The organism is Finegoldia sp. BIOML-A4, assembly GCF_009679635.1.
In the GTDB taxonomy this organism is placed as follows: Bacteria; Bacillota; Clostridia; order Tissierellales; family Peptoniphilaceae; genus Finegoldia; species Finegoldia magna.
The window spans coordinates 53,003-66,477 of the sequence record NZ_WKZC01000006.1; the positions used below are offsets into that span (position 1 = coordinate 53,003).

Genomic DNA, 13,475 nt, shown 5'->3' on the forward strand with positions numbered 1-13,475 from the left:
TGTAAATGAAGATATTATATTGTGCAGCAGAGGCTGATCCGTTTATAAAAACTGGTGGACTTGCAGATGTAGCAGGTACACTTCCACTTGAGATGAAAAAGCAAGGTCATGATGTAAAAGTGGTCATCCCTTTGTACAAATTGATAAATGAGGAATACAGAAAAAAATTTGAATTTGAAGGAAGCTTTTATGTAGATTTAGATTTTAAACATCATTATGTTGGTGTGTTCAAATACATTCATAGAGGCGTGGAATTTTATTTTTTAGATAATGAAGATTATTTTAACAGAGATAATGTGTATGGAGAAAATGACGATTGTGAAAGATTCGTATTTTTCTCTAAAGCTTGTGTTCAATTGTTAAGATATATCGATTTTGATTGTGACATTATCCATTCCAATGATTGGCACACAGCAATGGTAAATGTTTATGCTAGAGATTTTGCTAAAGGAGATCCGTTCTATGAGTCAATCAAAACTGTTTTTACAATTCACAACCTAAAATATCAAGGTGTATTCAGTTCAAATTCACTTAGACAAACAGATTTATCACCTATGTATTTTTCTGAAGATGCATTGAAATTTTACGATGCAATTAACTTTATGAAAGGTGCGATAGTTTTTAGCGATAAAGTTACAACTGTTTCTAAAACTTATGCCGATGAGATAAAATACTCATTTTTTGGAGAGGGTTTGGATGGTGTTATCAGACAATATCACTACAAAATATCTGGAATTACAAATGGAATTGATACAACTATTTGGAACCCAGAAAAAGACAAATATTTATTTAAAAATTACTCACTGAAAAATATCAAAGATAAATCCGTGAACAAAAAAGCATTACAAAGAATGTACGGTTTGGAAGAAAAAGATGTGCCTATATTCGCCATGGTTACTAGATTAGTTGAAAATAAGGGGCTTGAACTTGTAAGATACATTATGGATGAGTTTTTGACGACGGAAGATGTACAAGTGATAATTTTGGGTACAGGCGATTATTCTTATGAAGAAATGTTCAAATATTATGAGTGGAAATTCCCAGATAAATTAAAAGCAAATATTTATTATAATAATGAAGAATCACACAAGATTTATGCAGGAGCAGATTTCTTGATGATGCCATCAATATTTGAACCTTGCGGAATATCTCAATTAATTGCTATGAGGTATGGGACAATACCAGTAGTGCGTGAAACTGGAGGATTGAGGGATACTGTTCAATCATTTAACGAATTTAGCAAAGAAGGAAATGGATTCTCCTTTACAAATATCAACGCGCATGACTTCTTGTACACACTGAGACGTGCAATATCTTTTTATTACAATGATGATTTCAAAATAATTCAAGAAAATGCTATGAAGTCAAAAAATGATTGGGAAAAATCTGCAAAAGAATACATCCAACTTTATGAGGAGATCATTAAATGATTGATATTTCCGAAGATCGATTAAGAAAGTTATTGCAGATAAAATTATCGTATAACTCATTAGTCGATCTTCAAGATGCGGATGTCTATGAAATTAGAATAGCATTAAATGAAGTAATTAAAGAAATTATTTCTGAACAATACACAAATATAACTACTAACAAATCTTCTAGAACATATATAGTGTCGTTTGAACTAATGGTAGAAAATTTGTTTGAAGATTATATTGAAAAACTCAATTTAAAAACTCCATTACAAAAAATATTACAAGAAAAATATGAAGATATTGTAAATATGGACAATGATCTGCACTTAGGACAAAGTTATATAGGAAGATTCTCAGTAGATTTGTTTGAGAAACTTTCAAAACAAGGAAAGTTTTGTAAAGTGTATTCTATTTTTTACAAAAATTCACAGTTTAAACAACAAATAGTCGATGAAAATCAAATTGAGACAGTATTTAATAATCAAAAAACAAGCGTCGTTTTTAAAAGATCTAATGAATACGACATAGAATTAGATAATAATAAAATTAAATCACAAATATACGATATTCCTTATATAAATTGGAATACGAATTTTATCAGATTATTTGCACCGAAAGCTAATCCCAATCTTAATTACGAAAATTTTATTCGCGGAAAAATTGAGGAGATTTATTCTGAGGAAAACAAGCTAGACTCAATTTGCCAATTTGTTTACACACCTCAGATTGATGAATTTGGAAAGTATATTAAATTCTTGCAACAAAAATTTCTTGCAGATTCAATAGTGGACGACATATTTAATGACGAAATCAAATTTTTCAAAAATCCAGATAATATCGAAGACCATATTCAAATTAATATCGTTGAAACAAATGTTGCTCTGGTAATAATCGCATTCTTGCAAAAATTATTGGATTTTGGATATGATTTTGAAAAAGCTTTTGAAAAATCTAATAAAATTTTCAAGTATTATAATATTAATCTGCACAGAGAGTCATTTGAATTAATGGATTTGAGATTTTTTTATCAGTTTGATTATATTAAAAATATTATTCATTTGCTAAATGAAAATGCTCAGAAAAATGAGTACGCACAAATTATCAAAGACAATTTTCTAGATTGCTTTAATCTTATTGCTTTCGTAACACATTCTATAATTGTTGGGTCTGATTATCAAAAAAAATATCTATTGAATAGCAAATATGTAGATATCACCAGAAACGTTGAAAGTAAAATTGTGATAGAAACCTATGGGTTTAACGACGATTTATTCTATAAAAGTCTGGAATGTGATAATTTGTATTCTAGCAAACTAAAATATAAGAAAAAACTTGTAGAAAAGTATAGTTTAGAAAATATAAATGATAAGAGCATTTTTAATATGCAATTATCAGATTTCCACGAGGGTAAGAGACAAGCTCTAAATGTCTTTTATATTTTGTATTTGTACTTAAAACTAAAAGATAATGTGAATACGATAATTACTCCTACGACGTTTTTTATTGGAGGGATGAGTTCGTTTGATTATTTGTTTTGCAAAAAAACAATTAGTTTGTGTCTTGGTTTATCTAAGATAATTAATTCGGATAAGCTAATTCAAGAAAAAATAAAATTAGTGTTTGTCGAAAATATTATGCTTGATAAAATGCCAGATTTCGCCAAAGCTTGTGATGTTTTCAATTATATACCATATAAAAACTTCGATATTTCAAACACATATCCTTACGCATTTATGAATAACGGTTCAATTATTTTGACAAGTAATTCTAATGTTTATGAAAATATGAGTCGATTAAAAGATATTGGAGTATTCAAGTTTGATGAAGAAAATTTCGCAAATACAGAATCCAGTTGTATGGATTTTATATTAAAAAATATAGAATTATTAGAAAACAAAAAATTCATAGATGAATTTTATGAGATTTATAATTTGATTCTTAAATACAACGATAGTTTTAATGTGATAAATTCTTTTGATAATTTTGTTAAAGTTAATGAAAAAATTCAAAAATGGTATTTGAATGAAAATTTATGGAATGATTTAATGATTAAAAATATAGAAATATCCAAAAAATTCGGAATTAACTATTTAAAGGATGTTTAGGAGTTATAAATGTATGATTTAGGGTTTAATTATAATAAAGAATATACAGTTTTTAAGATTTATGCTCCGCAAATAACTAGTGTCAAATTATTGTTGTACGAAAATTACGATGATGTCAGATACAACTCCATAGATATGAAAAAAAGTGGTGGATATTTTGAAGTTAAGGTTGAGGGAGATTTGGAAGGAGTTTATTACAAATATCAGCTTGATGAAAAGTTTGAAATTGTAGATCCATTTTGCAAAGCTTCTTCAATCAATAGTCTAAAGTCATGTGTCGTAGATTTGAATTCCACAAATCCAGTAGGGTTCATCGATGAACAATACAAAATAGCAAATAGGAATGAAGCTATAATTTATGAATTGTCGATAAAAGATTATTCTTCAGATATTTCTAGCAAAGTTGATGAAAAGTATCGCGGAAAATTTTTGGGACTGGTAGAAGAAAATCATGTTTCAGGAATAAATCATTTAAAAAATTTGGGCATTACACATGTTCATTTAATGCCTGTATTTGATTTTGTAGGGGTTGATGAGAGAAATTCAGAAAAATTTTCTGAAGATAATTACAATTGGGGGTACAATCCTGAAAATTATAACTGTATTGAAGGTAGCTTTGCTACAGAACCAGAAAATCCAAAGAATCGAATTTTTGAATTCAAAAAAATGATTCAAACTTTACACGCTAATAATATCGGTGTGATTATGGATGTGGTTTACAATCACACTTTTAGAAATAAAGATCATCCATTTAATTTGATTTATCCACAATTTTATAGACGTGATAATAATGGAGATTTTACAAATGGATCTGGTGTTGGTAATGAATTAAACACAGAAGATGAATTTGTGAGAGATTTTATTATTCATAGCTTATTATATTTTCAAAAAGAATTTCACATTGATGGTTTCAGATTTGATTTGATGGCTCTGATAGATTCAGAAACAACTGATAAAATCGTAAGTGAACTTCGAAAAGAAGATGATAATGTAATTATTTACGGAGAGCCATGGATGGCAGATGAATCTCCACTACCAAAAAACAGAAGAACCACTTTTGGTAGTCAAAAAGGAAAAGATTATGCGTTATTCAATCCTTTTTTTAGAAATGCCATTAAAGGTGATAACGATGATATTTCTACAGGTTTTGTTCAAAAAAATGTAGATAAAATTAGTTTGGAAGTAGGAATTTGTGGATCAATTTACTATGACGAAGAAAGACGTGGGTTTTGCAAAAGTTCTAATGAATCTATTAACTATTTTAATTCACACGATAATTTAATACTTCAAGATAAATTACTTAAAACAAATGCAGATATTGTAACATCTACAAAACTTTGTTTTGATTTGATAATGCTAAGTCAAGGGATACCATTTTTCCATTGTGGAAATGAGTTTTTGAGAAGTAAATTGATGCTTAAAAATACTTATAATCTACCTCTTGATATTAATGCAGTGAATTGGAAGTTGAAATATGATAACAATGAAATATATCAATATGTAAAATCGTTAATTGAATTTAGAAAAATACATTCAGAATTTAATCTAAAAGATGAAAATGAGATTAGAAACAAAATCAAATTTTACGATTTAAATGATTTTTGTATTTGTTTTAGTATTAAAAATGATAAAGGATTTTTGCTTGTTTTTATAAATTCAGGGGAACAATTCGAATTTGATTTGAGCAATTATTTTAAATATTTTGTAAATTGCACGAAGATTTTTGATGAGAAAATAATTGAAACAGAAGTAAGCGGAAATGTAATTTTGATTGGGGAGAGAAAAAGCGGGGTATATTCAATAAGTATGGAGAAATAATGGATACTAGATATGAACTTAAAGATGTAGATAAATTTTTGAGTATAGAAGGTTTCTTTGGTGGAGATCAACAATGGTTTGAAGATGTTTTGCATTCAAACTATCTTACTAAAAAAGGTTGTTCAGTAATTGCCATCACAAATTTTCTTATCTACATTGCAAATACAAAAAAAGAATATGCTAAGTTAGTTCCAGAAAATTTTATCGGCAGTCCGATAAATAAGACTGATTATATAAAATTTGCTGACAAGTTATCTACATTTGTTAAACCTAAACTATATGGCGTTCCATTTTTATTTCCAATGAACAGTGCTATTCGAAAGTACGCTAAGAAAAACGGAGCGAACCTTGTTGTACAAAACTACAATTTTACTTGGAATATCAGAAATATAGTGACATATATTATTGGCGCAATCGCAAATGGATATCCAGTTTTGATGTTGACGTTGAATCACAAAAATCCTGATGTTAAATTTCATTGGGTTACGATAACTTCGATTTATTATGATGATAGTTGGAAAATTGAATGCTCAAACTGGGGGACAAAGAGAGTGTATGATTTAGAAAAATGGTTTAAGGAAAAGTCTTTGTACAAAGGTTTAATTTATTATCAATAGGAGGATTTTATGGATTATTTAAAAAAATATAATGAATGGTTAAATGATGAGTGTTATGATCAACAAACCAGAGACGAATTGATGTCAATAAAAGATGATGATGAAGAAATAAAAGATAGATTTTATAAATCATTAGAATTTGGTACTGCAGGTTTGAGAGGGAAAATCGGGGCAGGGACAAATAGAATGAACAAGTACAACATAATGAAAACAACACAAGCACTTGCAGATACTATAAAAAATTACGGCGATGAAGCTTTGAAAAGAGGCGTTAGCATTAGCTACGATGTTAGAAAATTCTCCAAAGAATTTGCAGAAATATCAGCAAACGTATTAGCTTCTAATGGAATAAAAGTTTATTTGTCTGACGATATTAGACCAACACCAATGTTGTCTTATTCAATTAGAAAATTCAATTGCATTTCAGGAATTATGATTACAGCATCTCACAATCCAAAAGAATACAATGGATACAAGGCTTATTGGGAAGAAGGTAGCCAAATTCTTGAAGATAAGGCTAATGAAATTTTGAATAATTTGGACAAAATAGAAAGTTTTACAGAAGTGAATATAGGAGATTTTGAAAAATTAATAGCCGATGGGAAGATAGAATATTTTGGAGAAAATTTAGATAAAGATTATTTTGATGATGTTCTAAGCCTTACAATTAATGACGATAATATTGATAAAAATGTTAAAATCGTATACACTCCTTTAAACGGAACCGGAAATAGATTTGTAAGACATATCCTAGATGTTAGAGGATTCAAAAATGTTTACGTTGTAAAAGAACAAGAAAATCCAGATAGTAACTTCACAACTGTTCCTTATCCAAATCCTGAAAACCCAGAAGCATTTGAATATGCTATTAATTTGGGAAAAGAAGTTGGAGCTGATTTGTTATTGGCAACAGACCCAGACGCAGACAGAACCGCTGTCGAAGTTTTAAGTAATGGAGAATATGTCTTCTTAGATGGTAATAAAATTGGAGCATTATTGACTAATTATATTTTAAGTCAAAGATACGAAAAAGACGATTTGCCAGAAAATCCAGCAGTTGTTAAATCAATTGTAACAGGAGATTTGTCTGCTAAAATTGCAAAAAAATACGGCGTTGAAATGATTGAAACATTAACTGGATTCAAAAATGTTTGTGGAAAAGCAAATGAATACGAAAAAACTGGAGAAAAATCTTGGGTATTCGGATATGAAGAAAGTATTGGTTATTCCTATGGAACATTTGTAAGAGATAAGGATGCTGTAAGCTCTTCAATGATGATTTCAGAAATGTTAGCTTTTTATAAGAAACAAGGAAAGACATTGATTGATGTTTTAAATGATTTGTATGAAAAATTTGGATATCATGAAAATTCACTTTCTTCTGTTGTGTTAGAAGGATTAGATGGTCAAGAAAAAATCGCAAGAATTATGGAAGAATTCAGACATAATCCAATTAATGAAATAGGTTCTACAAAATTAGTTGAAACAAAAGACTACGATGTAAATTACAAAGATTATGGAACTCCAAGATCAAATGTTTTGAAATATTACTACGACGATGGATCATGGTATGCCTTAAGACCTTCTGGAACTGAACCGAAAATCAAACTATATATTTATTCTGTTGCAGATTCAAAAGAAAAAGCTGAACAAAAAGTTTTGGATATTGAAAAAATAGCAAAAGAAAAAATGATGAATGTTAAATAATTTAAAATATCACTTGCCCTTTCATTCTTGGGTAAGTGATATTTTTTAATTGGCAAATATTGAGATTTTTTGATATTGTATGTATAATATACTATATTAAATTCTAGGAGAGAAAAATGAGAAAACTTGAAGAAAGAATAATGAAAGATGGTCAAGTATTACCAGGAAATATACTTAAAGTAGACAGGTTCATTAATCACATGATTGATCCTGTTCTTTTTGAAGATTTGGCAAATGAATTTTATGAAAAGTATAAGGATAAAAAAATAAACAAAATACTTACGATTGAAGTTAGTGGAATTGCAATTGCGTATGCATGTGGGATTAGATTTAATTGTCCTGTTGTTTTTGCAAAGAAAACAAGTTCAAAAACTTTGGGAGATAATTGTTACAGAACAGAAGTGTTTAGTTTTACTAAAAATAGAAGCTACGAAGTAATGGTTTCAAAAGAGTACTTAGATGAAAATGATCATGTTTTATTAATTGATGATTTCCTTGCAAATGGTAAAGCATTGGAAGGCTTGATTGATATTTGTTCACAAGCGAATGCAACTGTTGAGGGAATTGGAATCTTGATAGAAAAAGTTTTTCAAAAAGGTGGAGACAATTTAAGACAACAAGGTTACACTATAGAATCATTGGCGAGAATTAAAGGATTCACCGACGATTCTGTTATATTTGAAGATTAATTTTGACAAATTGTAACTTTATTATTCATTTTTTAAGTCCAAAATATGATATATTAGATTAGGATAAAATGTGAAAGGATGGGAGCCTATGAAATACATTATTGACATATTGGACGCATTCTTTTCTATACAAATTACTCCAAATTTAAAATTATATAATTTAATTTCTATGTTTTTTAAATATTTGTTTGTAATAATAATTTACTATTTTATTTTCAACATAATCAAGATGATTTATTTGGACATAAAAGGAACAAACAATATGAATTACAGTTCAAATACTTATTTAAAACTAATTAATAGAAAAGAAAATTTGCCTTTTAAAATACAAGAGCATTATTTTATAGGAAGAACTGCTACTATAGGAAGAGACGACAGCAATCAAGTTGCATTAAAGGATAGGTTTATATCGAAGAGACATGCACGTATTTATAAAGAAAAAAATAATTATTATATCGAGGATTTGAATTCTGCTAATGGAACTTTTTTGAATGGACATAAATTGATAAATTCTGCAAGATTGAACGACAAAGATTTGATAGATATCGGACAAATTGAATTTATGTTTGTAAATGGTGACAAAGATGCAAACTAAACGTAAGAAAAATAGCAGATTTAAAGAATTTATCGATAATTTAAAACCAATGCGTGTAAATAGTAAAATGATAAAGCCAGTTTATTTGATATTACTGTTTAACATATTTGGTTTTTTTCTAGCTTTGGGTTCAAACGAAAAAGGATTAGATCCGAAAGCTTTAGCTTATTTTTTGTTTGCTACAATTTTAATGTTTTTGGCAAATAAATACGTAACGAGAATCACTAAAGGTGATGGATATATATTACAAATCGCATGTATGCTATTTAGTATTGGTGTAATCGTGATTTATAGGCTTAATCCTTATGAAGGATTGAAGCAGATAATGTGGTTTACTATAGGAATATTATTGTTTTTTGGAACATTTTTTATTTTAAAAAGCTACAAAAAATGGTACAAATTCACAGCGCTTTATTTGATAGGTTGTGTTGTGATGTTTCTATTGACATTACTTCTTGCTGAAGATAAATATGGAGCTAGAAACTGGATTAGCATATTTGGAGTGGGATTTCAACCATCTGAAATTACAAAAATTTTGTATGTATTTTTCTTAGCTAGTTATGACTATAACACTGATTTGTTAGATAAGATAAATATAAAGTCAGCGCAAAAATACAAAAAATATCTACCTATAATCAAAAGATATTTCTTGATGATTGTTGTGTATCTGTTTATTGGGATGTTTTTCTTGCAAAAAGATTTGGGAACTGCAATGATTTTTTACGGGTTATTTTTAGTTTACCAAATTGTAAATCAAGAAGACATCAGATTAATTTTGTTAAATTTACTCATAGCTATTGCCGGAGCGGCAGCTGCATATATGCTTTTTTCTCATATACGAATAAGAGTGTCTACATGGCTAGATCCATGGAAGAATATTGATGGAATTGGATATCAAATTACACAAGCTTTGTTTGCGATTGCAAGTGGGGGATTTTTTGGAACTGGACTTGGATTAGGAAGACCTGATGTAGTTCCTGTAGTCACAAGTGATTTTATTTTCGCAGCGATATGTGAAGAAATGGGGACTTTCACAGGAATGGGTGTAATAATGTTGTTTTTGATTTTGATTTATAGAGGAATGAAAATTTCTTTGTATCAATCAAATAAATTTTACAAGATTGTGGCGCTTGGAATTTCTGTTATTTTTGCAATTCAAGGTCTTGTTATGTTTGGCGGTGTTATGAAGTTGGTTCCTTTAACAGGAATTACTATACCATTCGTAAGTTACGGTGGTACTTCAATGGCGATGTCATTTATTTGCCTTGCGATTTTACAATTCTGTTCAACTGATCAAGGAGAGGAAGATATTTATGCAAAATAAAATGAACAAAAGAATTATTGTGGTTTTATCTTTCTTGATGACTTTGTTTGTGTTGTTGGTTTTGTATTTGACTTATTTCCAGATAGTAAAAGCTGATAAAATCGCAAACAATGAATACAACAAAAGATTGTGGGTAGATGAAGATAAGGTTGAACGTGGAACAATCTATGATAGAGATAAAAATGTTTTGGTAGAAACTAAGAAAGATTCATCTGGGAAAAATTATAGATTTTTTGATTATGCCGATATTTATGGAAATATAACTGGATACAATTCAAAAACCTACGGTACAGCTGGTCTTGAAAAATCATACATGAAAGAACTATTAAACATTAACAAAGATACGCCTTTATCACAATTGAGAAATATCGTAAGCTCAACTAATAAAGGTAACGATCTTGTTTTGACTACAAATTCTACATTACAAAAACTTGCATACAATTTATTAGACGGCAAAAAAGGTTCAATCGTAATGATGAATCCGACAACTGGTGAAGTTTATGTAATGGCAACTTTTCCTTCATATAATCCAAACGAAGTTTCATCACAATGGCAAGAACTTTTAAATAGGGAGACATCTCCACTATTAAATCGTGCAACACAAGGAATGTATACTCCGGGATCGGTTTTTAAAATAATTACTGGTAATGCAATATTAGAAAATGAAGACAAAGTTGACAAAGTTGTAGAAGATAATACTGGTACAATTGAGTTTAACAAGTACACTATTTCCAATAATAATGGCGCTGTTTTTGGAGAGACGGATTTGAGAAAAGCTCTTGAAAAATCATCTAATGTTTATTTTGCATCGCAGGGTGTAAAATTGGGTAACAAAATTTTAGAAGATAATGCTTCAAAATTTATGATTGGCAAGAAAATTCCTTTTGATTTGCCAGTAGCAGTAAGCGTTAATGGATATTCTAAAATAAAGAGTAATGCAGATATTGCAACAACAAGTTTTGGTCAAGGAGAAACTTTGGTAACTCCATTGAATATGGCGATGGCAATGAGCGCTGTAGCAAATGATGGGCAAATGTTAAAACCTTATTTGGTTAGTCAAATAATAGACTCAGAAGGCAAAGTAATTAAAGAAACTAAGCCTGAATTATTATCTGAAGTTGGCAATAAGAAGAATATGGAAACATTGAAAGACTATTTGAGATCTACTGCAGAAAGTTACGATACACTTAATGTTAGTACATCTGTAATCGCGAAATCAGGTACGGCAGAAATTAAAGATAAAACAAGTACACACGCTTGGTTTGTCGCTGCAGCACCAGCAAAAAAACCAAAATTTGCGATAGCTGTTATTTTGGAAGATGATAACTCTTATGGTGTAAAAACTGCAGGACCTATAGCTTCAAAAATGCTCAACGCAGCAATTAATGAATTAGGTTTAGAAAAATAAAACAAAACATGGATAGCTTTGATGATTCATTGCAATCCATGTTTTTTTATTACTTATAAGAATTTGTCTTTGATATTTAACCAATACCAGTCTTTTAAGAAAACTAATTTATTGATATACTGATCTGAATAAGTGAAGTTTACATAATCTACATTGTCATAACTTCTATTCAATCCATCGGCTAAAACGATGGAGCTTTTTCTGTCGAAATTGTGATCTCTAAAATACAATGTAACGTTACTTTTTGAGGGAACAACAAGGGAATTTAAAAGAGAACGATATGCTTTTGAATTAATTGGGGCAAGAGGCGTTACTTGAAAACCATCAAGCCCGTGATACAATACGGATCCACCTGCTGAGAAGTTATACGCAGTTGACCCAGAAGGAGTGGATACTATTATTCCATCTCCTGCAAAGGACTCTAAGTGGTTATCATCGATGTATACATCCAAATATACAATCGATGAGTCATCACTTTTTACCACAAATTCGTTCAGAGCTTTGTGTGTATAAGTTTTGCTACTATTTCTGATAGCAGTCTTTGATTCGAGTAGGGAAATTTTTTCAATTCCGTAATTTTCGTTAATTAAATCTGAAATGAATTTGTCGATGTTTGGAATAAGAATTTCTTGATAAAAACCTAAGTGACCGGTGTTTATTCCAACAAAAGGAATAGTTGAAAATTCGTATTTGTGAACTGCTCTAAGGAATGCACCATCTCCACCAATACAAAGATTAATGAGCGCATTCTCGTCAAAATCGAATGTAGGTTTGAATCCTTTTTGTTCTAATTTTTCCTTTACAATTAAAGCTGTTTCAAGTGATTTTTGGTTATCGTTTACATATATATTTATAATTTTGCTGTTTTTGTTCATTTATACTAAAAGCTCCTAATATTTGATATAATTTTATTATACCAAATAACTGGAGATTTAAACAATGAAACAAATTAGTTTTGATGTAGATAAAAAAATAAGGTTAGATGAGTTTTTGAAATCAAATCACATTTCCAAAAATTTATTTCTCAGTATTTACAAAGATGAAATTTTTATAAATGGGAAACATGCAAAGAGAAATTCTAAATTAAAACCAGGTGACAAAGTAACCATAAATCTTAGAGATGAAGAGAATAATTACAAACCAATAAATTTATACATTGAAGTTTTGTATGAAGATGATGATATTTTTGTATTAAATAAACCTGACAAACTTACAATGAATACAGACGGAGAAGAAAGCTTAGCGAATTTTGTGTCTTATTTATTTGAGCAAGGAAATATTAATCAAAAAGTTAGATTTATTAATAGATTGGATCAAGATACATCAGGTGTTGTAATGGTTGCTAAAAATAAAATAGCTCAAGCTTATTATCAAAAAACTTCGTTTGAGAAAAAATACTTGGCAATCGTAAAAGGAAATCCTAAAAATCAAAAAATACAATTAAACTTAAAACGCGATGGAATTAAAACTGAAATCGATGAAAACGGAAAAAATAGTGTAACTATTTTACAAAATCTTAAAAATTATGGAGATTATTCATTGGTTAGTTTAAAGCTTGTGACAGGTAGAACTCATCAAATAAGAGTAAGTATGGAATATATTAATTGTCCAATAGTCGCAGATAGTTTGTACGGAGAAAAAATAGAAGAATTTTCTCAAATGCTACATGCAAATGAAATAGAATTTGTTGATATGAAAAGAAATAAGCATATTATTACGACAGAAATTCCACAAAGATTTAATAAATTTTTGAATAATTAATCTTACTTGAAAACACTTTTATGTTGTAGTATAATT

The 13,475-nt window shown here is 29.1% G+C and carries 11 protein-coding genes; 10 read left to right on the forward strand and 1 reads right to left on the reverse strand.

Going from position 1 to position 13,475, the window contains the following annotated elements:
• The first annotated feature begins 5 nt into the window (after window positions 1–5).
• From glgA to GKG01_RS06040, 9 genes are all read left to right on the forward strand, one after another.
• Entirely contained in the window at window positions 6–1,430 is a 1,425-nt protein-coding gene (glgA, locus tag GKG01_RS06000; protein WP_094207308.1) for a glycogen synthase GlgA, read from the forward strand.
• Complete coding sequence (locus GKG01_RS06005) at window positions 1,427–3,520, forward strand: glycogen/starch/alpha-glucan phosphorylase (protein WP_154271811.1); 2,094 nt, start codon at window positions 1,427–1,429, stop codon at window positions 3,518–3,520. The genes glgA and GKG01_RS06005 overlap by 4 nt, the downstream gene beginning before the upstream one ends.
• Before the next feature lie 9 nt (window positions 3,521–3,529).
• The gene (gene pulA, locus GKG01_RS06010) at window positions 3,530–5,338 is read left to right on the forward strand and encodes a type I pullulanase (RefSeq protein ID WP_154271812.1); all 1,809 of its coding nucleotides are present in this window, start codon (window positions 3,530–3,532) and stop codon (window positions 5,336–5,338) included.
• Window positions 5,338–5,955 (forward strand): hypothetical protein, encoded by a 618-nt coding sequence (locus GKG01_RS06015; RefSeq protein WP_154271813.1) that lies wholly within the window; start codon window positions 5,338–5,340, stop codon window positions 5,953–5,955. Before pulA ends, GKG01_RS06015 begins: the two co-directional genes overlap by 1 nt.
• Before the next feature lie 9 nt (window positions 5,956–5,964).
• Window positions 5,965–7,662: a phospho-sugar mutase gene (locus GKG01_RS06020; protein ID WP_154271814.1), complete on the forward strand. Its 1,698-nt coding sequence runs from the start codon at window positions 5,965–5,967 to the stop codon at window positions 7,660–7,662.
• Window positions 7,663–7,778: 116 nt separating this feature from the next.
• A complete protein-coding gene (locus GKG01_RS06025; protein WP_094205910.1) occupies window positions 7,779–8,351 on the forward strand; it encodes a xanthine phosphoribosyltransferase in 573 nt (190 codons plus the stop codon).
• Between the two features lie 88 nt (window positions 8,352–8,439).
• A complete protein-coding gene (locus GKG01_RS06030) occupies window positions 8,440–8,946 on the forward strand; it encodes an FHA domain-containing protein (protein WP_094205909.1) in 507 nt (168 codons plus the stop codon).
• Complete coding sequence (locus GKG01_RS06035) at window positions 8,936–10,270, forward strand: FtsW/RodA/SpoVE family cell cycle protein (RefSeq protein ID WP_154271815.1); 1,335 nt, start codon at window positions 8,936–8,938, stop codon at window positions 10,268–10,270. The genes GKG01_RS06030 and GKG01_RS06035 overlap by 11 nt, the downstream gene beginning before the upstream one ends.
• A complete protein-coding gene (locus GKG01_RS06040; protein WP_154271816.1) occupies window positions 10,260–11,678 on the forward strand; it encodes a penicillin-binding protein 2 in 1,419 nt (472 codons plus the stop codon). Before GKG01_RS06035 ends, GKG01_RS06040 begins: the two co-directional genes overlap by 11 nt.
• A 53-nt stretch (window positions 11,679–11,731) precedes the next feature.
• On the opposite strand, the gene GKG01_RS06045 is transcribed toward GKG01_RS06040, so the two are convergent.
• On the reverse strand, window positions 11,732–12,553 hold the full coding sequence (locus GKG01_RS06045) for an NAD(+)/NADH kinase (protein WP_002836745.1): 822 nt from the start codon (window positions 12,551–12,553) through the stop codon (window positions 11,732–11,734).
• A gap of 64 nt (window positions 12,554–12,617) precedes the next feature.
• Here GKG01_RS06045 and GKG01_RS06050 point away from each other — a divergent pair, with 64 nt between their 5' ends.
• Window positions 12,618–13,439, forward strand: a complete 822-nt coding sequence (locus tag GKG01_RS06050) for an RluA family pseudouridine synthase (RefSeq protein WP_154271817.1) — start codon at window positions 12,618–12,620, stop codon at window positions 13,437–13,439.
• The last annotated feature ends 36 nt before the right edge of the window (window positions 13,440–13,475 follow it).